At 61.0% G+C, this 22155-nt stretch carries 16 protein-coding genes; 6 read left to right on the forward strand and 10 right to left on the reverse strand.

From position 1 onward, the window contains the following. Positions 1–29 precede the first annotated feature (29 nt). A complete protein-coding gene (locus DW925_RS02605) occupies positions 30–1307 on the reverse strand; it encodes an amidohydrolase family protein (RefSeq protein ID WP_117790293.1) in 1278 nt (425 codons plus the stop codon). Between the two features lie 131 nt (positions 1308–1438). After that, positions 1439–2890 carry an APC family permease gene (locus tag DW925_RS02610; RefSeq protein ID WP_117790294.1) on the reverse strand — a complete coding sequence of 484 codons (1452 nt, stop codon included), beginning with the start codon at positions 2888–2890 and terminating at the stop codon, positions 1439–1441. 356 nt (positions 2891–3246) lie between these two features. Here DW925_RS02610 and DW925_RS10235 point away from each other — a divergent pair, with 356 nt between their 5' ends. Beyond that, positions 3247–4248, forward strand: coding sequence for a C39 family peptidase (locus DW925_RS10235; protein ID WP_233540212.1), 1002 nt, complete (start codon positions 3247–3249; stop codon positions 4246–4248). A 329-nt stretch (positions 4249–4577) separates the two neighbouring features. On the opposite strand, the gene arcC is transcribed toward DW925_RS10235, so the two are convergent. After that, positions 4578–5540, reverse strand: coding sequence for a carbamate kinase (gene arcC, locus DW925_RS02620; RefSeq protein WP_006235166.1), 963 nt, complete (start codon positions 5538–5540; stop codon positions 4578–4580). A gap of 616 nt (positions 5541–6156) precedes the next feature. Between arcC and DW925_RS02625 the strand changes: the two genes are divergently transcribed. From DW925_RS02625 to DW925_RS02635, 3 genes are all read left to right on the forward strand, one after another. Continuing rightward, positions 6157–6573: a DUF3830 family protein gene (locus DW925_RS02625; RefSeq protein ID WP_117790295.1), complete on the forward strand. Its 417-nt coding sequence runs from the start codon at positions 6157–6159 to the stop codon at positions 6571–6573. A 2-nt stretch (positions 6574–6575) separates the two neighbouring features. Continuing rightward, positions 6576–7100 carry a hypothetical protein gene (locus DW925_RS02630; RefSeq protein ID WP_117790296.1) on the forward strand — a complete coding sequence of 175 codons (525 nt, stop codon included), beginning with the start codon at positions 6576–6578 and terminating at the stop codon, positions 7098–7100. Between the two features lie 272 nt (positions 7101–7372). Further along, positions 7373–8704 (forward strand): ATP-binding protein, encoded by a 1332-nt coding sequence (locus DW925_RS02635; RefSeq protein WP_233540213.1) that lies wholly within the window; start codon positions 7373–7375, stop codon positions 8702–8704. Between the two features lie 442 nt (positions 8705–9146). Here the strand turns inward: DW925_RS02635 and nifJ are convergent, their stop codons facing one another. The 6 genes from nifJ to DW925_RS02665 all read right to left on the reverse strand — a co-directional run bounded on the left by nifJ (position 9147) and on the right by DW925_RS02665 (position 17954). Beyond that, positions 9147–12686 (reverse strand): pyruvate:ferredoxin (flavodoxin) oxidoreductase, encoded by a 3540-nt coding sequence (gene nifJ, locus DW925_RS02640; protein WP_117646394.1) that lies wholly within the window; start codon positions 12684–12686, stop codon positions 9147–9149. A 403-nt stretch (positions 12687–13089) separates the two neighbouring features. Further along, positions 13090–14028 (reverse strand): FHA domain-containing protein, encoded by a 939-nt coding sequence (locus DW925_RS02645; protein WP_117790298.1) that lies wholly within the window; start codon positions 14026–14028, stop codon positions 13090–13092. Between the two features lie 3 nt (positions 14029–14031). Continuing rightward, a complete protein-coding gene (locus DW925_RS02650) occupies positions 14032–15876 on the reverse strand; it encodes a hypothetical protein (RefSeq protein WP_117790299.1) in 1845 nt (614 codons plus the stop codon). After that, positions 15873–16778: a hypothetical protein gene (locus DW925_RS02655; RefSeq protein WP_117564927.1), complete on the reverse strand. Its 906-nt coding sequence runs from the start codon at positions 16776–16778 to the stop codon at positions 15873–15875. The genes DW925_RS02650 and DW925_RS02655 overlap by 4 nt, the downstream gene beginning before the upstream one ends. Before the next feature lie 245 nt (positions 16779–17023). Then, positions 17024–17620 (reverse strand): recombination mediator RecR, encoded by a 597-nt coding sequence (recR, locus tag DW925_RS02660; RefSeq protein ID WP_089573257.1) that lies wholly within the window; start codon positions 17618–17620, stop codon positions 17024–17026. A 13-nt stretch (positions 17621–17633) separates the two neighbouring features. After that, positions 17634–17954, reverse strand: coding sequence for a YbaB/EbfC family nucleoid-associated protein (locus DW925_RS02665; protein ID WP_006235174.1), 321 nt, complete (start codon positions 17952–17954; stop codon positions 17634–17636). Between the two features lie 349 nt (positions 17955–18303). On the opposite strand from DW925_RS02665, the gene DW925_RS02670 reads away from it, so the two are divergent. Then, positions 18304–18777, forward strand: coding sequence for a hypothetical protein (locus DW925_RS02670; RefSeq protein ID WP_117648547.1), 474 nt, complete (start codon positions 18304–18306; stop codon positions 18775–18777). Between the two features lie 21 nt (positions 18778–18798). Here DW925_RS02670 and dnaX read toward each other — a convergent pair whose 3' ends face one another. Further along, positions 18799–21279, reverse strand: coding sequence for a DNA polymerase III subunit gamma/tau (gene dnaX, locus DW925_RS02675; RefSeq protein ID WP_158551940.1), 2481 nt, complete (start codon positions 21277–21279; stop codon positions 18799–18801). A 116-nt stretch (positions 21280–21395) separates the two neighbouring features. Between dnaX and DW925_RS02680 the strand changes: the two genes are divergently transcribed. Continuing rightward, positions 21396–22112: a hypothetical protein gene (locus tag DW925_RS02680; protein ID WP_089573261.1), complete on the forward strand. Its 717-nt coding sequence runs from the start codon at positions 21396–21398 to the stop codon at positions 22110–22112. Positions 22113–22155: the final 43 nt, after the last annotated feature.

Below are 22155 nucleotides of genomic sequence, written 5' to 3' on the forward strand. Positions count from 1 at the left end.
TTTACATCCAGCCATCGACAAACGGTATCTTAGGCGCTGTATTTGTTGGCCTCGCCAAAGGTGCCAGCCTCGACGATCCAGCCGTCCTTCATGATGACGTCCATGTTGTCGGTGTTGAGCACGTGGATGTCGGCGGCGACGTCACCGTTGACGACCAGCAGGTCGGCGCACTTGCCGGCCTCGATGGAACCGGTCTCGTCCTCGATGTGGCACATCTTGGCACCGTTGAGGGTGGCACAGGTGATGGTCTCGACCGGGGTGAAGCCGATCTTGTCGACGAACTCGTACATCTCCTCGATAGAGCAGGTGCCGTACGGGGTGACGAAAGAGAAGGAGTCGGAGCCGATCGTCATGACGACGCCGCGCTTCTTGGCCTCGCGCAGGCAGTCGTAGTTGCGCTGCAGCTCCTTCTCGACCAGGGTGCCCTCGTACTTGTCGTGCAGCTCGGGGACGTAGACGGGCGGATAGGTGGCGTACCAGGTGGGCAGGAAGGCGATCGTCGGGGTGAAGAAGGTGCCCTGCTCGGCCATGAGGTCCATGGTGCGCTCATCGATATCGAAGCCGTGAATCAGCTGCTCGCAGCCAAAGCGAACGGAATCGTAGGCAGCGGCGTGGTTGTTGTAGCAGTGGCTCCACACGGGGATGCCGACCATCTTTGCCTCTTCGACCACGGCCTGGATCTCCTCGGAGCAGTAGTGCTGGTCGCGACCGGAGTCCCAGCGCCAGATGCCGCCACCGGTAGCCCAGATCTTGATGGCATCGGGGTTCTCGCGCAGGCGACGACGGACGGCCTTGCGCAGATCCCAAGGACCGTCGACCTGGTCGCCCCAGGGGTGCGATTCCTTGTTGAGCTGCTGGCTGCAGTGGTGGGAGTCGCCGTGGCCGGCAACGCGGCAGAAGCCGAGGCCGGTGGCCAGAACGCGCGGGCCCTTGAAGACGCCCTTGTCGATGCAGTCGCGGATCTGGATACCAAAGCGGCCGATCTCGCAGACGGTGGTGAGGCCGTGGGTGAGGCAGTCGTAGGCCTGCTTGACGGCGACGGCCTGCTTCTCGAGGAGCGGCTGCATGACCCAGTCGGTGTCATCGTCGGTCAGATTGCCCGAGAAGTGCAGGTGGGTGTCGATCAGGCCGGGAAGGACGGTCTTGCCGGCGGCGTCGATAACCTCAACGCCCTCGGGAAGGTCCTGCATAGCACCGGCATACTCGATCTTGCCGTTGTCGTCGACGAGAACGAGGGAGTTCTCGACCGGCTCGGCACCGGTACCGTCGATGAGCTTGCCGCCAACGATTGCGTACTTAGTGGACATGGTTCCTCCTTATGGATCCATATAGTGGGCGAGGCCGCGTTGGGTTAAGGCCTCACAAAACTACCCAAGTGGTGCCGGGTTCGGTGCGCGGAAGAGAGGGTTCCGCGCACCCGATCCGCCCCGGCTAGGCGTTATTTTTTGCGGGAATTGGTGAAGGCCATGAGGGCCAGGCCAATAGCCAGCCAGCCGATCACGATGCTCCACTCCACCATGTTGAGGGAGGCGGGAGAGAACGGGATCACGAGCAGGCCAATGATGGTGCCGCAGGCAACGATAGCGAGGCTGATGCCAAACTTGCCGCCGGGCACCTCGTAGGGACGAGGCAGGTCGGGCTCGGTGAAGCGCATGCGCAGGCAAGCGAGAGCGACCATGCCGCAGGAGAAGATGAAGGCGAGAGCCGACACGTTGGTCAGAGGGATGAGCATGTTCTTGCCCAGGAACGGACCGACGACGGTGATGACGCCCAGAACGACGCAGGCGAGCTTGGGAGCGCCGGACTTGGGATCGACCTCGGCGAACTTCTCGGGCAGCTGGCCCTTGCGGCCCATGGCGAGCATGATGCGGCTCGTGGCGCCGTAGAAGGAGTTCATCGGGCCCATGGGTCCAAGCGTGGCAATGACGAGCATGGCCAGGTACAGGAGCATGTTGATGCCCTTGAGGCAGGCAAGCGCGGGAACCGGGCTCTTAACGAACTCATGCCAGTCGAGGATGGTGCCGAACGAGTAGATGCAGACCATGTAGAAGCCGCCTGCGGCCAGCAGGGCCAGGGAGATGATCTTGCCGAACTTGTTCCAGTTGAGGCCCTCGGCTGCTTCCTCAGCCTGCTGAGGAATGGTGTCGAAGCCGGCATAGAAGAACGGGGTCAGAACCAGGACCGAAACGATGCCTGCGAACAGGCTGGTGCCCTCGGTAGCAGGCTTGCCGCCGCCAGCACCGGTGACCTGGGAGAACACGGGCATGGCGTTGTCCGGCGAGCCGGTGAACAGCGAGACGCCCATGGCGAGCAGCATGCCGCAGAGCAGGGCCTTGGTCAGGAAGGCCTGCAGCTTGGCGGCTGAGCTGGCACCGCGGAAGTTGAGGAAGATGACGTAGACTGCAAAGCCGAGCGCGATCAGCGTCGGGAACAGGTAAACGTCGGCGCCCAGGATGGTATAGAGCTTGACGGCACGCAGCCACTCAAGACCGGGCAGGCTGCCGAACATCTCGGACACGAGGGTCGAGATAGCGATTGCCTCCCACGGGCACAGGATGCCGTTGCCCAGGGCCAGGAGCCAACCGGTGATATAGCTCAGCGTACGGCCAAAGCTACGATCGACATACTCGACAATGCCGCCCGAGATGGGGATAGCAGCCGTGAGCTCACCGAAAACAGCTCCGACGGGCACGAGAAAGATTGCACCCAAGAGGAATGCGATCATAGCGGGAACGGGACCGCCGCCCACGACCATCCAGTCGCCGACCTGCAGAACCCAGCCAGTTCCGATGATGGCACCGAAACCGATGGTGAAGAAGTTCCAGAGCGAAAGCGTTTTCTTCATGCCACCGTTACCTTCGACTGCAACTTCTGCGTTCTTGTCCGCCATTGTTCCCCTCCTTTCCTTATTGACGCCTCTTTGGCGTCACCCCTTGCGCGGTCCGTTTTGCCGCGCGCTTTTATTCCATGGCTTTAAGATACGGCCTTGGCGCAGCAGCGCCGCTCGCAGCTCGACCGAAGGCAGAACTACAAAACGAGCGGCACCGTTTTTGGGACGAACGGCGGGAGACGTCATTCGTCCTGGACGCTTTCATCTTGTCTGCTTTTGAATACCTGTTGCCGTGACGCTTGGCGCGCGGCGCGGCAACGTTCATACCATTTGTCAGGCTTTTGGCGCACATACCCATGTGTCGTGCATCTTTTTATGTAGGATAGACAAGTTACACACGAGGCAAGGTGATTCGAATGGCATACGGATACAATGACGGCGACCAACGGCCACAAAGCGTGCGCCTTGCCGGCCGTACCACACCAACGCCCAGAAGCACCTCCGACAACGACAACCAGCAGCGCCCCCAAGAGCAGCCCGGGGCTTCTTCTCGGCAACAAAGCCGTACCGTGCAGCAGTCAGACCGCGTGAGCACGAGCGCACGCCAACGCCAGATCGACACATCGCAGCCACGCCGCTACGATTGCCGTACGACCGACTACTACGTTAAGCGCTCCTTTTCGCGACCTCAACGCAATCGCGGCAATTCCGCCCCTCGCCCCGCGTCGCACACCACAAGCCACGCACTTCCAGCCCGCCGCCTACGCCTTGCGCTTTGCTCCATTGCCGCCTGCCTCGTCTTTGTGTTTTTGGGATCCTGTATCTCGCACGGATCAGCCGGTCTTGAGCCCACTGCCGAGGACAAGCTGCTTAAAGCTCCCGTCGCGCCCGGTTACTCCTTTGCGTTCTCGACCCCACGCTCGCAATGGCAGGCCGGCACCATGCCCCACATCTACCAAATTGACCCCGCATGGTCGGAGCTGCCCTATGCCGGTGGCACTATTCGCGAAAACGCTTGCGGCCCCACTTGCCTCACCATGGTCTATATCTTTAAGACCGGCCACACCGATAAGACGCCGGTTGATATATGCACACTGGCCGAAGCCGGCAACTACGCCCCCACTGGTGCCACCGAGTGGTCGTTTATGACAGGCGGTGCGTGGCAGCTGGGACTCAACGGAACACAGCTCTATAACGATCGTGAATCGATTACCCAAGCACTTCGCGCGGGTGCGCCCGTTATCGCCGCAGTGCGCCCCGGTACGTTTACCAACGTAGGCCACTACATCGTGCTCTACGGCATCGACGATGCCAACCAGATTGGCGTCTACGACCCCAACTCGGCCAGCCGCAGCGCCCGTCGCTGGGGCGTCGTAGAGGTCCTTAACGAAGTCGAAGCCATGTGGGCCTACTACTAGTCATTGGGTACTCATTGGGGACAGACTTAAATGAGTAGTCATTTTTTGACCAGTCGTTTAAGAACGTCCCCAACGGCTACTCATTTAAGTCTGTCCCCAATGAGTACCCGCAGAATGAGAGTGGATAATCTCCCGTTTTTGGCCTGTTTGCAGGCTCAAAGTGGGAGATTATCCACTCTCGTCATTTTGGCGCTGCCCGCAGCACTACCCATGAACAGCTACCTCAATAGCAAAAGCCCCGCAGCCGGAGCGGACTGCGGGGCTCATGAAGAGAGGCTAGTTTGTGGGCGCTTTGCCTGGCGCCCACGAGAGAGGCAACAGAGTAGAGACTACTCGTGGATGCGGGTACCGGAGAGGCCGGCCATGGTCTCGGCGGCCTTGTCTAGAGCGCCAATGATGCAGGTGCGGCCCTTGCGGGAACGAGCGAACTTGATGGCAGCACGGACCTTGGGCTCCATGGAACCCTTGCCGAACTGACCCTCGTCGGCCAGACGCTCGGCCTCGTCGGCGGTGAGGTCCTCGAGCTCCTCCTGGTTGGGCTTGCCAAAGTTGATGGCGACATGCTCAACGGCGGTCAGCAGGAACAGAACGTCGGCGTCGCAGTCCTCGGCCAGCAGCTCGCCGCCCAGGTCCTTGTCGATGACGGCGGGAACGCCCTTGTAGCAGCCCTTGTTCTCGTAGTCGCGGACGACGGGGATGCCGCCGCCACCGCAGGCGATGACGATGAACTCGTTGTCGAGCAGGTTGAGGATGGAGTCAGCCTCGACGATCTTCTTGGGATCGGGGGAGGCGACGACGCGACGCCAGCCGCGGCCGGAGTCCTCGACGAAGACCTTGGAGGGATCCTCGGCCATGAACTCCTTGGCCTGCTCCTCGGTGTAGAAGGGGCCGATCGGCTTGGTCGGGTTCTTGAACGCGGGATCATCCGGATCGCACTCGATCTGGGTGACGACGGTGGCGGCGTGCCAACGCTTATAGCGCTTGTGCATCTCGCGGCCGATGCCCTGCTGCAGGTGATAACCAATGTAGCCCTGGGACATGGCGCCGCACTCGGGCAGCGGCATCTCGGGGGTACCGATGGCATCGTGGGCAGCGGCGAAGGCGTTCTGGATCATGCCGACCTGCGGGCCGTTGCCGTGGGTGATGATGATCTCGTTGCCCTGCTCGATGAGACCGAGGAGAGCGTGGGCGGTGTTGCTCACGGCCTCGATCTGCTCGACGGGGTTGTTGCCGAGGGCGTTGCCGCCAAGGGCGACGACAATACGATCGGGCTTGCCAAGAGGCTTAGACATTGCTGGAATCCTTTCTGTAAAAGGCCTACAACCCATTAATAACCCGCGTCCGTGCGATACGCGAGTTTATTAAGGTTTATATTCTCTTTATCGCTCATTTTATTCATTTTGAAAATACCTAAGCGGCGAACGGTCGATTTTACCCGCTCAGCGTAAAGAAGCCCAGTTCAGGCACATCTACGCCATTTACGTGCAACTTTATTTAAATAGAGCAGGGATTAGACCAGATTATGCAAACTATATCTTTGCTAAACACAAAACGGACAGCGCAATATCTTACTCGCACTATACGAGATTCTATGCACTTATAAGTTGAGTATGCACCCCTGCAAAAACAAGGGGCTTTTCATCCAGCATAAGGAATAATCAATCGCGTCTCACCCTTCGGCAAGCGACCGAGAGCGAACTGCGGTTTGGCCATGCGGGTCTGACCAAGGGTCCAAAAAACGAAATAGGAATATTGCTTTCGCTCCTCAAGCGTGATACTTTAGCCGAGTACAGCACGGGCTGGGGCGGCAGGCGTCTGTCGTGAAGTTTGGGTTCGGCGACCCCGTAGCTGTCTTCTCCTTTATCCGCCAGCGAGCCCCTTGAGCGACGGATTGAGGAGGTCCTTACTATGACAAAAATGCTCAAGATTACGCTGAATGGTGAGACGTTTCTCGCCGACATGCTCTGGGACAAAGCGCCCGAAGCATGCAGACTGTTCGAAGCGTCCTGTCCGGTCGAGTCGCGCATCTTCTCGGCAAAGATTTGCGATACCGAGGTGACCTATCCCGTATCGGGCCCCATCGCCAACTACGAGCACATCGAGAATCCCGTCTTTAACGAACCCGCGGGTGCGGTGAGCTGGTACGGCGGCTGGTCTTCGGTCTGTATCTTCTTTGATGTTTGCGAGCCTTTTGGCACCTGCAACATGTTTGCCCGCATCTGCGAGGCCGACCGCGAGCGCTTTGCCGCCGTCTGCCGCAATGTCTGGGACAACCAAGGCATGTACATTAAAAACGAAATCGTCGAGATCGAAACGGAGGCCTAAAGATGATGGATATCAACACCCTGCTCACGCTCGACCTTGCTGAGTACACCACTGCACTTGAAGCCCTCGCCGACCAAATGATACTCGAGGAGCCCCGCGACATCGACCTGATGCGCCGTCGCAAGCTCGACACCGGCCGAGAGTTCGCAGTATGGAACTTTACCGTCGGTTACTGCATGAACGCCGCCGACGCCCTTTCGCTCCTGCGCGCCCAAGCAACCGAGAACGCCAACGGCGACACCGCCAACTTGGCCACCCTCAATAACAGCGCCGCGCGCCTGTGCGACTGGTTCTCGGGCGCCTTCGACGTCACCGGCAAGATGGACGACACGACCGCCATCCTCGCCCGCAGCCGCGATCTCTACACCCAGGTCGAGACCCGCGAGCAGTTTGCCGCCCTCACCCGCGCCACCGAGCGCTATCTGGTTCAGCTGCAATTTTGGGTCGATCGCCAGATTCCCTGGCCGGCCATCAGCGACCTGGTCCACGGCTACCGCCTACGCACCGAAACCGGCGAGACAAGGTAAGCCGAACTAGCAACACCAACAACGCCCCATCGCGGGATCAAAAACAGCAATCAGGAGGCTGGAGACGCAAATAACGACGTCCCCAGCCTTTTCGCAAAGTACCGTGCTGGCTCGCTGGCTTTGAGGCCTAAGTGAGCTTTGCTATTTGCCAATTTTTGTATGATTTGGGTCAAATCTATTTGTCAATTTTTGTATGATTAAGAGCAAATCTATTTGCCAATTTTTGTCAATGAGGTGTTTTAATGCTACGCCGCAAGGTCACTGATAGGCTTTTGAGCTGGAAGAATAACTCCCATAAGGCCCTGCTTGTTACCGGTGCGCGTCAGATTGGCAAGAGCTATGCGATTCGCGCGTTTGGAAAGAGCAACTACGCTTCGTATTATGAGGTCAATCTGCTACTTGATGCCGAGGCAAGAGACGTACTTGTTGGCGCTAAGAACTCCATTGACTTCATCAACCGTGTGGCCCTTCTTGCGGATGCACCGCTTGTTGAGGGAGATACGCTTATCTTTGTCGATGAGATTCAGGAGTATCCGCAGATCGTTACACTTATGAAGGCGCTGGTCGAGGACGGACGCTTTAGCTATGTCTTCTCGGGGTCTATGCTTGGGACTGAGTTTAAGGGGATCTCTTCTTTCCCGGTGGGGTATGTCGAGCACATTGTTATGCGGCCAATGGATTTTGAAGAGTTTTGTTGGGCAAACAGCATCAGCGAGAATGTGCTTGCAGACATCCGCAGCTGCCTTGTCGAGAGGCGTCCCGTCGAAAATTTTATTCATGAGGCGATGCTCAAAAACTTTAGAGCTTATATCGTTTGCGGCGGCATGCCGGAGGTCGTTCAGAACTATATCGATTCGGGCTATTCGCTCGTGAGAACGCGTGAGCTTCAAATTCAGCTAGTCGATCAGTACAAAAGCGATATCTCTAAATATGCATCGACTCGAGCGTTTAACGTTCGCTCCATTTTCGAGCAAATTCCCGTTCAGCTTGAGGCGGAGTCCCATCGCTTTATCGTCTCGTCTCTAGGCGAGGGAGCTCGTCTTCAAAAATACGAGCAGGATTTCCTATGGCTGGTGAACGCAGGCGTTGGATTGATGGTCCCCCAGGTGACGGAGGCACGAAGTCCTCTCAAGAGGACGGAGAAAACGACGGCCTTTAAACTATACGAGTCCGATACAGGTATGCTCGCATCGCGGTATCCCGGCAGCACGGCACGCGCCGTCTACCTTGACATGAAAACCCCCAACCTCGGCGGCCTCTATGAGAACGTGGTCGCACAGGAACTCGTTGCCCTCGGAGCAGATACGTGGTACCACCAAACGCATGAGGTCGGTGAAGTCGACTTTGTAATCGAAGGTGCCCGCGGGCATGTTGTCCCAATCGAAGTCAAATCGGGCAAGAAAGTTCGAGCACATGCAGCCCTCGACCGTTTGATGAGTGTGGGCGAGTACAAAATTCCCGAGGCCGTTGTGCTGAGCCACGAAAACCTTTGTAAAGAGGGCAAGATCCTTTACGTTCCAATCTATATGACATTCTGTCTCGATGAGTTTATGGAAAAGGACGACCCCAACAACGATTTCTCGTTTGCACCCATATCTCTCTAGGTCATCTGAGTCCGCAAGCCAGCCCCCACGCCCAAAGTACTGCGCCTTTCGCGCCAAAGGCGCGAAACAGCAAGGGGATAGAAGGCAGCGACAACCAACTCCCCCACTATGCCCAAAGTGCTGCGATGTTTCGCGCAAAGCGCGAAACAGCACTGGGGCAGCAGAAGGCCACAATCAGCTAGCCCTCCATGCCCAAAGTGGCGCGTGGTTTCGCGGCCACGCCGCGAAACAGCGACCGGGACAAGGCACCCCCACAGCCACGTCCTTCATTCAGCCCCACAATCCGAGGACGTAGTCGTAGCAGGATCTGAGGGCTAACCTTCGCGGACACTCCGCAGGACGAAAGAACCCCCGCCGCACGTAGTGTGAACTGCGCAGCGGGGGTTCTTTCATGTCCGAGGACGTCCGCGAAGGTTAGCCCTCAGATCCTGCGGTGGGAGACCTAGGCCTCGTTGTACACCGTCTTGAGCTTCAGCAGGTGAGCGTAGCGGTCCATGGCGGCCTGCTCGTTCTCCTTGAAGAGCTCCTCGGCGCGCTCGGGGAAGGAACGCGTCAGCGAAGCGTAACGGGCCTCGTTCATCAGGAACTCCTGGTAACCGCCCGCGGGCTCCTTGGAATCGAGCGAAAACTTCTTGCCGGCAGCAGCCTCGGGGTTGAAGCGGAAGAGGTTCCAGTAACCGCACTCGACAGCCTTCTTCATCTCGGCCTGGCAGTTCTGCATGCCGCCCTTCTTGATGGAGTGCATCTCGCAGGGGCTGTAGCCGATGATGAGGGACGGGCCGTCGTAGGCCTCGGCCTCGTGAATGGCCTTGAGGGTCTGAGCCGGGTTGGCGCCCATGGCAACCTGTGCCACGTAGACGTAGCCGTAGCTCATGGCAATCTCGGCCAGAGACTTCTTCTTGGTCACCTTACCGGCAGCGGCGAACTGAGCGACCTGGCCCAGGTTCGAGGCCTTGGAGGCCTGACCGCCGGTGTTGGAGTAGACCTCGGTGTCGAAGACGAAGACGTTGACGTTGTGGCCGGAAGCCAGGACGTGGTCCAGGCCACCGAAGCCGATGTCGTAGGCCCAGCCGTCGCCGCCGAAGATCCAGAAGGACTTCTTGGTGAGGTAAGCCTTGTCGGCGAGGATTGCCTTGGAAGCGTCGCAGCCGCACTTCTCGAGCTCGGCAACGTAGGCAGCGGCAGCGGTCTTGGAGGCCTCGGCGTCGTTGACGGAGTCGATCCAAGCCTGACCGGCGGCCTTGAGCTCATCGGATGGACCATCGGCAGCGATGATGTCCTGGGTAGCGGCGATCAGCTTGTGCTGAACGGCCTCATAGCCAACGGCCATGCCCAGACCGTGCTCGGCATTGTCCTCGAACAGGGAGTTGTTCCACGCCGGGCCGTGACCGTCCTTGTCCTTGCAGTAAGGAGCGGTGGCAGCGGGGTTACCCCAAATGGAGGAGCAGCCGGTGGCGTTGGAAATGAACATGCGGTCGCCGGCGACCTGGGTCACCAGACGTGCATAGGCGGTCTCGGCACAGCCGGCGCAGGAACCCGAGAACTCCAGGTAGGGCTGCTTAAACTGGCTGCCCTTGACGTTGGCCGCGATGAGCTCCTTCTTCTCGGAGACGTTCTCGACCATGTAGTCCCAAACGGGCTGCTGGTCCATCTCCTGCTCGGTGGGAACCATCTCGAGGGCGCCCTTGGGGCAGACCTTGACGCAGTTGGTGCAACCCATGCAGTCGAGCGGGGACACAGCCATGGTGAACTTCATGCCCTTGGCCTTGGGGCCCATGGCGTCGAGCGTGCGGGTAGCCTCGGGGGCGGCGGCAGCCTCGTCCTCGGTCATCGCGAACGGACGGATGGTGGCATGCGGGCACACGTAGGCGCACTGGTTGCACTGGATGCACTTGGTCTCGTCCCAGTGGGGAACGACCACGGCGACGCCGCGCTTCTCGTATGCGGAGGCGCCCAGCTCAAACTGGCCGTCGGCGCAATCGACGAAGGCGGAAACAGGCAGGCTGTCGCCGTCCATGCGATCGATGGGCTCGAGCAGGTTCTTGACCTGCTGGGCGATAGCGGACTTGGTCTCCTCGGAGAGCTCGACGGGGGCGGCATCCTCGGCGGTAGCCCAGTCGGCCGGAACCTCGAACTTACGGAAGGCGGTAGCGCCGGCATCGATGGCCTTGTGGTTGGCGTCGACGATAGCCTGGCCCTTCTTCATGTAGGACTTGGTAGCCGCGTCCTTCATGTACTGCAGGGCATCCTCGGCGGGCAGGACCTTGGCCAACGCGAAGAAGGCGGACTGGAGCACCGTGTTGGTGCGCTTGCCCATGCCGACCTTGGCCGCCAGGTCGATAGCGTCGATCAGGTAGACGTTGACGTTGTTGTTCGCGATGTAGCGCTTGGCCACGGCGGGCATGTGCTCGGCGAACTCCTCGTCGCTCCACTGGCAGTTGACCAGGAAGGTGCCGCCCGGCTTGACGTCGCGGACCATCTTGAAGCCCTTAACGATGTAGCTGGGGTTATGGCAGGCGACAAAGTCGGCCTTGGTCACGTAGTACGGCGAACGGATCGGGGAATCACCAAAGCGCAGGTGCGAGACGGTGACGCCGCCGGTCTTCTTGGAGTCGTACTGGAAGTAGGCCTGGACGTACTTGTCGGTGTGGTCGCCGATGATCTTGATCGAGTTCTTGTTGGCGCCGACGGTACCGTCGCCACCCAGACCCCAGAACTTGCACTCGATGGTGCCGGGGGCTGCGGTGTTGGGCGCATCCTCGGCCTCGGGCAGGCTCAGGTTGGTCACGTCATCGACAATGCCGATGGTGAACTCACGCTTGGGCTCGTCCTTCTTGAGCTCCTCGAAGACAGCGAACGCGGACGCGGGAGGCGTGTCCTTGCTGCCCAGACCATAACGGCCGCCGACAACCTTGATGCCCGTCTTGCCAGCCTCGTAGAGAGCGGAGACGACGTCCTGGTAGAGCGGCTCGCCGATGGAACCCGGCTCCTTGGTACGGTCCATGACGGCGATCTTCTGGACGGTCTCGGGGAGAACGTCGACGAAGTGCTTGATGGAGAACGGACGGAACAGACGAACCTTGACCAGGCCGACCTTCTCGCCGTGAGCGTTGAGGTAGTCGATGACTTCCTCGAGCACGTCGCAGAAAGAGCCCATGCACACGACGACGCGGTCGGCATCGGGAGCGCCGTAGTAGTTGAACAGGCCGTAATCGGTGCCGAGCTTCTCGTTGATCTTCTTCATGTAGCCCTCGACGACGGCGGGAAGCTCGTCGTAGACCTTGTTGCAGGCCTCACGGTTCTGGAAGAAGATATCGCCGTTCTCATGGCTGCCGCGGGTGTGCGGGTGCTCAGGGTTGAGCGCATGGTCGCGGAAAGCCTGGACGGCGTCCATGTCGCACATCTCGGCAAGATCCTTGTAGTCCCACATGGCGACCTTCTGGATCTCGTGGCTGGTGCGGAAGCCGTCGAAGAAGTTAAGGAACGGGGTCTTGCCCTCGATGGCGGCAAGGTGAGCCACCGGCGAGAGGTCCATGACCTCCTGGACGTTACCCTCGGCGAGCATGGCGAAGCCGGTCTGACGACAGGCCATGACGTCGGAGTGATCGCCAAAAATGTTCAGGGCGTGGGAAGCGACGCAACGCGCGGAGACGTGGAAGACGCCCGGGAGCTGCTCGCCCGCGATCTTGTACATGTTCGGGATCATCAGGAGCAGACCCTGAGAAGCCGTGTAGGTGGTGGTCAGAGCACCGGCACCCAGCGAACCGTGAACGGTACCGGCTGCACCTGCCTCGGACTCCATCTCGACGACCTTGACCGGGGTGCCGAAGATGTTCTTGCGACCCTGGGCCGCCCACTGGTCGACATGGTCGGCCATCGGGCTGGACGGCGTAATGGGATAGATTCCCGCTACCTCGGTGTACGCATACGAAACATATGCGGCCGCCTCGTTGCCGTCCATAGACTTAAACTTACGCGCCATATACCCCTCTCCTCTCATATAGGTATACAGGCCCCGGCGATCGCCGGGATGTTGGCGTGATGGGATTTACGCTGTTGCTTCCAATCATCTGGCAGGCAGGCTCAGCAGCAGGTACGTGGCGTGGAGAGAAGACATGCCGAGGCGAGGGGCAACTGACGCGCCCCACAGACCCGACCGCCCGTCTTGCACATGACCGAGCGCCGCAAAGGCCGCATGCCGGATGCTCCCGGGCACGCCCCGGCGATGGGAAGCGCCCGCAACGGAAATCCGCATGCGGGTTTATTGTACCCCGCCTTCAAGTGTAATTTCGGCAAATATAGGCAGGCGGTAAAGGTTTACCTTGGGTGACTGCCAAGGGCAAAAATGGTCCCTTGGGGACGGAGGGACCATTTGGCGGGACTGGCTAGAGGGCACCGAAGAGGATGGCGTAGGTAGTGGATTCGCCGAGCTTGAGCTCGTCGCCGGGATTGAGTTGGGCGGAACGGCCGGGCTCGACCTGAATGCAGACGCGCGTGGCCCCGTTTACCACCACGGTTCCGTTGGTGGACGACAAGTCCTCGACGTGCCAGATATTTTGAGCATCGCACCAGATATGGGCATGGCGGGCCGAGACATCGTCGCCGACGTCGGTAATATCGCCCTCACCAGTGGCCAGCGCGCCAATCTCAACACCCTGCTCACTCGGCTGAATCCAACGCGGGGCGCTCACGACAAAACTGTTTTGCACGCGCAGCAAGCCCAAGGGGTGTGCCGGGGCGGGTTCGCGCTCGCCCGCGGTCATCGACATGCCAAGCGAACGCGGCGTGGAGGTGCCTCCGCCACAGGTCGCGTGCGCGTAGTCGATGGCATAGTCCACCGAGGACCGCACATCCGCCGAACAACCGACGGCGACAAACAGCACCAGCACGGCCTCGGCGCGCTCGGCGGGCATGAGTTCCGCCGCCTGGGACAGGCGATCGAGCGCGTTGCGATAGAGATTCGTGTCCTGGTGGCACTCTTCGAGCGCGCGTACCATCGGTTCACCTGCAGGACCGCACACCATATTGATCACAGCCGTGGAGTCCATGGGGTTGCGCTGGCGCAGGGCCAGTTGCGACATAATACGCGCAGCCGAGGTACCGTATTCGGCAAAGTAGCGCTGCTGAAGCGTGCCGACCGGCGCGCGAACGATAAAGCGGGAAACCCAAGAGCGATCGGCGGCTCGGCTCTGCGGGCTGCGGCCGTCGGCGAGCGGACGGGACGAAAGCACCAAGCCGCACAGCTCGATATGGCTCAGATGCGCCGCGCGCTTAAAGATGTCAAACATGGCCCCGCATGGGGTGAGCTCAACTTGAGATGCCATGACCTAGGCCTCCTTGGTCGTAGAAATAGAATCGGACGATACTTCGACAGGTCCGCCAAAAGTACGGACAGCTGCGGCTCCACCGGCAAGCGGAGTCGCCATCTGGGCTTTTATGCGTCGCGGTGCCGAAACGGGAAGTTCAAAGGCAAAGCCCATCGCAAGCAAAAACCACGTAAGCGTATAGGTTGCAACCAGAGCGGCAACAAGGCCGCCCATCACGGCGCGTTGGGAAAATACGCTACATGCAGCCACAACCAGCACCGGAACCTCGCAGGCAGAAAGCGCAAGCACACCCTGCAGGAAGCCCGAGCGCCGATCGCGCGCAAGTGCCCCCGCGGCAACGCCGGCTATGCCTGGCAGCGCCAACGCCAGTGCGGCAATAATACCCGGTAGCGACCCAGACCACACGAGCGATCCCAAAGTCGCCGTCACGCGAGCGCCCGACGCCAGCAGCGCGGCCGAAACCACGACCACAGCCCAAACCACGCCACAGACGACCGTCGCGCCGACCATCAGCGCGCGACGAACCGCGCGGCCAGACGCATCCATGGGGCACGGCGTGAGCGGCTCGCCGCGGAGCGAACGACCGACATTTTGCGCATAGTGGTCACAAAACGCCGAGAGCGCCGCCTCGACCGCCGCCGGCTCGGGACGATCTTTTTGATGGCTGGACAGACAGGCCATCACCACGTCGAACAGCTGGGCATCGACAAACGCCAGCGCATCGCGTAGCTCCTCGGAATCCGGCTCAAGCCCCAGCTGCTGGGCCTGCTCGGCCGCAGCGAGCGCCACATCGGGCTCACGACGAAGCAGCTGAGTCAAATCGCAACCGGGCGCATGGGCACCAATGGGATAGTCGGGCAGCGTGTCCATCTTGAGACGGTAGGGGCTGGCGATGTCGCGCGTCTTTTTGCGCGAACCCGAGGTGCCCGAAGTGCTCGGCGCGGCTTCGTATGGCGCGGCGCCGGCAATGAGCTCGTAAACCGTGCTTGCTGCGGCATAGACGTCGATCGCCGGCGACATACGCAAAGCGCGCAGGTCGGGAATATCGTCGGTGAGCATCTCGGGCGGGGCATAGGCAACCGTCGCGCGACGCAGCGTGGCATAGCGCTCCGTAAACGACGCCTTGCCGCCGGTACCGGCCACGGCCGACGCAGGCTCAAGCGCCAGCGACGAGCCAAAGTCGATCAGGCACAGGTCAAAGGTGCCCTCGGCAAGCTGCCGGTCAAGCGGTAGACGCGCCGTACGCACCATAATATTAGCGGGCGAGATATCGCGATGGACAAAGCCCTCGCCCACCAGGCTCATACGGCAGAGCAGATCGAACAGGTCGCGACCCAGACGCGCCGCCACAAGCGGCGATAGGCGGCCGGCATCGTCCACGGCAAAGCGCGAGCGCAAGCGGGCGAGCGTCTCGCCCTCGACCCATTCCATGACAATTGCAGGCACACCGTCGACCTCGCCCCAGCCATAGAGGCGGGGAAAGCCCTTAAGGCCCGAAAGGGCGCGATGGCATTCGTATTCCTCGCGAAACGCCGCTTTGAACTTGGCGACCAGCGCCTCATGGGCGGCGGCATCGTCAAACTCATCGCACGTTGGCAAGATGAGCTGCTTGAGTGCCACGGCCTCGCCTTGGGCGTTGACGGCACGCGTCACGCGGCCGATACCGCCACGGCGCATGGTGGCATCGTCGGCAAACAGTATCGTAAAACGACGCAGATAGGCAGGCAGTTCGTCCTGACCGAGCGCAATGGCCGGCTCAAACCCGTCGACACGCGCCAGGCGCAGGCCGACCATGGGATCGCGACCGAGCGATTGTGGTGTGGTGGATGCAAGATCGGTCATCATAGGGCAAGCGCCGCCACGTTATTGTTGAAGTTACCGAGCGCGACGTCATCATCGCCGTAATGGCCGACCCATTGACATAGGTTGGTGTAACAGCCCCACAGATTGGCATACTGCTGATACCACTTTGACCGGGGCGAGAATGTCTGACGACCGAACTCGGCTCGAATGACAAACATCTCCCCGACCAGGCTGTCGCACGGCCTGGGATCTCCCGTAGAGTTATAGGTCGAGACCACGTCATTGGCACGAGAAACATAGCCGTCGAGCATGTTGTACTTGGTCACAAGCCAGCTGTGAATGCTCTCTTCCTCAGCAGCGGAAAGGCCACCGGAGTTTGCATCGTTGTCAGTGTTGCCGCCCGTCGAGCCGCCGTTTCCAGACCCTCCGGCAGAGGAACCCGACCCAGAGCCACCGCCCGAACTCGACGAATCCGAGCCGGAGCCAGAAGTATCCGAGCTACCGGGCTTTCCGGACTGCTGGGCGTCCTGCTCCTTCTGCTGCTCGACCTTATTCACCGTTGCCGCCACGCTATTGTTGGACAACCGATCGATGATCTTGGTGTTGGTGAGCACGATGGTTTTGCCATTGGCAAGCGTGACTTCGTTGTCCGGGGCCTCGGCGCCGTCCGCGTCGCCGGTGCCAAACACAATATGCGCGACCACACTTGCCCAAGCATATCCAGTCGTGGTCCCCAGGTCACTTTTGACCTCATGCCCCACGCGCGGTTCGCGTGCGGCATGTGCCTGCATCATGGACGGCACGGTCATGCCATAGGCAGAAACGCCAGCTATGACCAGCACCAGCGAGCAAGACAGCAGTGCGTACGCCCGCGGCGCCAAGCCCAGTCGGCGTCGCATGCGCACCGCGGCGCCGCGCTTTGTCTGAGTGCCACCGGGCCGCATGCGTTCTCCTCCAACAAAAACACGCCGCTCGGGAGCGGCGCATTCATTCGAATCCATATTTGAGTGTATCAGCGAACCCAAAAGGTTGCGCAACGAATGGGCAAATTAAGGATGCGAGTGGAAGCATCCATGCGATAAGCGGATACAAAGCATCTTTGTTGCACAACAAACTTACAGTCGCACGGGGAAATTATGGCTACCCCGTGCGTCGCGATGAAGACATACGGCAGGAGCAGGCTCGCCACCTAAATCGTGCGACGGGCCTCGATGGCGCGCCCAAGCGTAAGCTCGTCGGCATACTCCAGGTCGCCGCCCACGGGAAGGCCGCTCGCCAGACGCGATACCTCAACGCCCAGCGGCTTGATAGTGCGGGCCAGGTAGCTCGCCGTGGTCTCGCCCTCGATATTGGGGTTGGTGGCGATGATGACCTCGTGGATGTCCTCGTGGCCCAAGCGTGCCAGCAGCTCACGAATGTGCAACTGCTCGGGACCAATCTTGTCCATGGGACTGATCACGCCGCCCAATACGTGGTAGAGACCGTGGTAGCTGCCCGTGCGCTCAATCGCCTGGACATCGCGCGGCTCGCCCACCACGCAAATGCGAGTGGTATCGCGCATCGAATCCTGGCAGATGGAGCACTCGTCGGCCGTGGCGTAGTTAAAGCAGCGGCTGCAAAAGTGAACCTCCTGCTTAACCTCCAGGATAGCCTCGGCCAGGCGGCGCGCCTCCTCGGCATCGGCCTCGAGCAGGTAATAGGCGATGCGCTGGGCCGACTTGGGACCAATGCCCGGCAGACGGCCCAGCTCATCGAGCAATTTTTGCAGACTATGGTTGGCACTCATATATATGCGTGTCTTAGAACGGCATGCCCGGGATGTTGAGGCCGCCGGTGATGGCGCCCATCTGCTTGTTGGCGAGCTCGTTGACACCGCGGACGGCCTCGTTGACGGCAGCCATGATCATGTCCTGCAGCATATCGACGTCCTCGGGATCGAGGGCATCGGGGTCGATGGTGAGGTTGACGAGCTCCATCTCGCCGTTAACGGTCACCTTGACCATGCCGCCGCCGGCAGAGGCGTCGACGGTCTGGGACTTAAGGTTTTCCTGCGCGGCGGCAAGCTGCTCCTGCATCTTGCGAGCCTGCTTCATCATTTGCTGCATGTTCATACCGGCCATGATGGCTCCTTTACGTGCGGCCGCGCGACAAGCTGCAAGGGCAGCCGGAGCGCGACGGGACTTTCAAACTCAAAAATCGTACCACGGCGCGGGGCAAGCAAGCGGGGCGGACACGCTACCTCAGTCGATATACATGTCCTTGAGCGTGACGCACGCCCAAGATTATGCAAGGTCGAATTATGCAAGGTTGCATAATTATCTCAAGCTACATCTAGCAGAGCTGGAACCAGGCAGTTTATGCGTAGGGCTACAAGGCTACATGGCAAAATGCCGAGCCGCTGCTCGAGGCGGCACGCATGGCGGCTGGGTATAATTTGATTGTCATAGATGACGATTTGGAGGTGCCCTCGTGAATGTCCCAGCCGTACTCCAAAACATCCGCTCAAAACACCCCGTTGCATATGTGGTTCTCTATCTCTTTGTCGTCTGGGTATTACTGGTTATCATCACCCATGCCATAGCTTTTGGAGCAGAACTGCTGATAGCCAGCTCGGACCAGCCCGTCGTCAAATGGGAGACGACCGATGAATGCACCGACGGAACCCGAACCATTTACTACAACAGCCCGTCCCTCTACCAAGAGTTCAAGGTCAAGATAAAGGACTCCAAGATTGTCGATGCCGAACTGGGCTCTTTATTTACAATCGGAGCAACCGTCAACGCCGAGCAAGTCGAGTACACGGACAGCCATGCGACGTATCGTATCGACCTCAGCATCCTAGGCCGACCGTCACGCGCCTGTCTGCTCGAATGCGATATACGCGGCACCACGTTGCACATGTCCGAAATACAGATGCGCCCGGGCAAGGGGTTCTCTTCTTGAGCAGTATACCCGCCTGCGCAGCTACTCCACCGGCTTGAAGATGGTGGACTGGCCGAAGACGCTGCGGATGAGGGCTTTGGCCTCGTCCTCGGTCTGCGGGATGCTCGGGGCTGCACCCTGATGGCCGAAGGGGCCGCCCGCACCGGAGTTGGACTCCCAGGGAGCTGCAGGAGCGTCCTCCTCTTTGGGGGCAGTTGCAGCGGACTTGGGCGCGGACGCCGCACCCGGCACGTCGAACGGAGGCAGATCGTCCCCACCAGCATCGGCAACAAAACCGCCAACCATGGCATCGTCGTAGGGAACCTGCTCGGATTCCCATGGCGCAGACGGCGCGGCGGGCTGAGCCTTGGGAGCGGACGCGCGCTCGGGCGCTCGGGGCGCGGGCTCGGTCGGGAGCTTGCCCGTGGCAGGAGCGCCGGCGGGGTTGTCGGAGCGCAGCCAGGGGGCTTTGCCCAGGTCAGACGACTTGGGCGCGGGCGAGGCAGGCTTGGGCGCGGGTGTCGGAGCAGCCGGTTTGGCCATGACGGGCTTAGGCGCCGACGGGGTCGGCGCCGCTATCGGTGCTGCTTTTGGCTGCGTCGCGCTGGCGCTCGAGGATGCAGGGGCCGCCGAGGACACGGGTTGCGGGTCCGCAGATACCGCAGCCCGTGCAGATGGAGAATGCTCCTCATGTTGAGGAGCCGGCGTGCCACCCCCATCCAGGACATAGTCGACGGTACGACGACCGAAGACCGCACTGACTGTCGGCAGGACCACCGACTGCGTGTCGGCGCGTCCAAGCATCTTGATGGCAAAGGTCGAGCCCGCGGGGAACGAGACCGTGAGCCTGGAGCCGTCGTCAGCCGTGGCGCGGGCATTGAGCAAAAGCCCCGCGTAGGAAGCCTGACGCGCCTTGACACGCTCGACAACCTCGGCCCATTTGCGCTGCAGCTCTCCGGCATCCTCGACCGCGGGCGTCTCGGCAGTACCGGCGGCGGCAACCTGGGCGGCATTGTTGGACTGGGGCTTAGGTGCCGGAGCGGTGGCAGGCGCGGGAGCCGCAACGGGCTGAGGCGTCGGAGTCGGCGCAGGCTGAGGTGCAGGCGCTGCAGGCTTGGAAGCTGACACGGACGCAGAACGGGACGCAGGCTGGGCAGCCGGAACAGCAGCACCACGGTCCCAAGGCATACCGCCCTGGCGCGCGGACGTAGCAGCGGGGGCAGCGGATGCCGCCGGAGCGGCAGCGCGAGCGCCCGAAATGAGCGTCGGCTGTTGGGCAGCAGCGGGTACGGATGCTGCAGGCGCGGCGGCCTGAGCAGCAGCCACGCTCGCCGGCACGGCGCCGTTGGCAACCATGGCCTCCAAGCGGGCCACGCGCTCGGCCAATGCCTCAATCGTTAAATCGGCCTCGGGACGTGCCAGGCGCGTGCAGGCGATCTCGAGCACCAGGCGCACGTCGCTCGCGCCCCTCATCTCCAGTGCGGCATCGTCGAGCACCGTCAGTACACGGGCCAGGCGGTCGGCAGGATGCTCGCCAAAGGCAGCGGCCTCGGCAGCAAGCGCCTCGGCCTGCTCGGAGCCGCCCTCAAACAGCTCGGCACGGGCACCGGCAACGCAGGCAACGTACACGTCACGCACATGCGCCACCAGGTCGCGCGTCAGCTCCAGCAGGTCGTTTCCTTCCTCGACCTGCGCACGGATCAGTCCATAGAGCTCGGCAACATCGCGATCGGCAATGGCGCGGGAAAACTCGCCCAGAATCTGGTCCGAAACCTCGCCTAAAAGCGAGCGGGCGTCGTCCGCATGCACAGAACCGTTGCCAAAGACGCTCAGCTGCTCCAGCGTGGACAACGCGTCGCGCATACCGCCCTTGGCATGGCGCGCCACGATAGCCAGCGCCTCATCGTCGTAATCGAAGCCCTCCTGCTCGCACACGTATGCCAGGCGACGCTCGATATCCTCGTTGCCGATGCGATGGAAATCGAAACGCTGGCAGCGCGAGAGGATGGTCTCCAGAATCTTTTGCGGGTCGGTGGTGCACAGCACAAAGATCACGTGTGCCGGCGGCTCCTCGAGCGTCTTGAGCAGCGCGTTGAACGCCGCCGTCGTGAGCATGTGGACCTCGTCGATGATATAGATCTTGTACTTGCCGCGCACCGGGGCAAAGTTGACGGAGTTGATGATTTCCTCGCGCACATTGTCCACGCCCGTGCGGGAGGCGGCATCGAGCTCGTAGACATCGGGGTGGTTACCCTCGGCAATGAGCTCGCACTCCTCGCAAGTACCGTCGGGCATGCAGCCGCTTGCACCCTCGGCGCGCGCCGCCTCGGCATTGCGGCACAGCAGCGCCTTGGCCAGAATGCGCGCCATGGTGGTCTTGCCCGTGCCGCGCGGTCCGCAGAACAGGTAGGCGTGGGACAGGCGCCCCTCGGTGATGGCGTGCTCGAGCGTCGAGACGATATGCTGCTGGCCCACCACGGAGTCAAAGGTGAGCGGGCGATACTTTCGGTACAACGATTCCATGGGTGCTCCCCCGGGTATACTGAGTCTTGTTGCCGCGGCGGCCATGCGGTCGCACGGCATACTGCATTCCATAATAACCCGTACGGCGAGCCCGCCGCGATAGGAGTCCAAAGAGCATGGCAGACGCAGAGAGCAACCTCGTTCCCTCCGAAGCAGCCGACCAGGTCGAGGTCGCGCTCGAGGAGCAGGCCGCAGCCGACGACGGCATCCTGTACCTCAACGAGTACCAATACGAAAACGACCTCGTCACCGACTTCGCCCGCCTGGTCGCCTCGCCCAGGCGTCGCGGCTCGCTGTATGTCGCCGCGGCAATTGCCGCGCTCATCGGCATCGGCATGCTGGTGGCCGGCGGCAACTGGATCAAGTTTGGCGTCGTCTTGATCGTATTCGGCGCCTTTTTGGCCTGGTGGAGCAAAAACCTGCACCACACCCTCGCCCGCGACTTTATCGACGCCGTTGAGGCCGACGAGTCCATGGGTGGCCGCTATCGCCGCGTCGCCGCCAACGAGGACGGCCTGATGGTTTGGGGCACGAGCGGCAAGTCGCAGTTCTTCCCGTTTGAAAAGCTCGACCACGTGCTCGACGGCGAGCGCATCTTTGTGGCCATGTTCGCCGACCAGGGCGTGACGATCCCTAAGGACACCTTTGTCCGCGGCGATGCCGAGCAGTTCGGTCCCTTCCTTAAGGCGCGCATCAACAAAAAACTCCGCATCGAGACCAAACGCAAGAAGATGAAGGCAGAAAAGGCCGCTGCCGAAGCAAAACAGGGCGACAAGCCCCAGGAGACCAAGGGCAAGCAGCGCAAGCAGAAGAAGAGCAAGAAGAAGCGGTAGGCCGGCCGACACCGAAGGCGCCTCGTCCCGCGCCCGATTCCGG

This window comes from Collinsella sp. AM43-1 (genome assembly GCF_003467925.1).
In the GTDB taxonomy this organism is placed as follows: domain Bacteria; phylum Actinomycetota; class Coriobacteriia; order Coriobacteriales; family Coriobacteriaceae; genus Collinsella.

Coding starts and splice junctions, on each gene's coding strand:
- DW925_RS10235 (WP_233540212.1), top strand. CDS start 3,247: ATGGCATACGGATACAATGACGGCGACCAACGGCCACAAAGCGTGCGC.
- DW925_RS02625 (WP_117790295.1), top strand. CDS start 6,157: ATGACAAAAATGCTCAAGATTACGCTGAATGGTGAGACGTTTCTCGCC.
- nifJ (WP_117646394.1), bottom strand. CDS start 12,686: ATGGCGCGTAAGTTTAAGTCTATGGACGGCAACGAGGCGGCCGCATAT.
- DW925_RS02650 (WP_117790299.1), bottom strand. CDS start 15,876: ATGATGACCGATCTTGCATCCACCACACCACAATCGCTCGGTCGCGAT.
- recR (WP_089573257.1), bottom strand. CDS start 17,620: ATGAGTGCCAACCATAGTCTGCAAAAATTGCTCGATGAGCTGGGCCGT.
- DW925_RS02665 (WP_006235174.1), bottom strand. CDS start 17,954: ATGGCCGGTATGAACATGCAGCAAATGATGAAGCAGGCTCGCAAGATG.
- DW925_RS02630 (WP_117790296.1), top strand. CDS start 6,576: ATGATGGATATCAACACCCTGCTCACGCTCGACCTTGCTGAGTACACC.
- DW925_RS02610 (WP_117790294.1), bottom strand. CDS start 2,890: ATGGCGGACAAGAACGCAGAAGTTGCAGTCGAAGGTAACGGTGGCATG.
- DW925_RS02655 (WP_117564927.1), bottom strand. CDS start 16,778: ATGCGGCCCGGTGGCACTCAGACAAAGCGCGGCGCCGCGGTGCGCATG.
- DW925_RS02680 (WP_089573261.1), top strand. CDS start 21,396: ATGGCAGACGCAGAGAGCAACCTCGTTCCCTCCGAAGCAGCCGACCAG.
- DW925_RS02605 (WP_117790293.1), bottom strand. CDS start 1,307: ATGTCCACTAAGTACGCAATCGTTGGCGGCAAGCTCATCGACGGTACC.
- DW925_RS02645 (WP_117790298.1), bottom strand. CDS start 14,028: ATGGCATCTCAAGTTGAGCTCACCCCATGCGGGGCCATGTTTGACATC.
- dnaX (WP_158551940.1), bottom strand. CDS start 21,279: ATGGAATCGTTGTACCGAAAGTATCGCCCGCTCACCTTTGACTCCGTG.
- arcC (WP_006235166.1), bottom strand. CDS start 5,540: ATGTCTAAGCCTCTTGGCAAGCCCGATCGTATTGTCGTCGCCCTTGGC.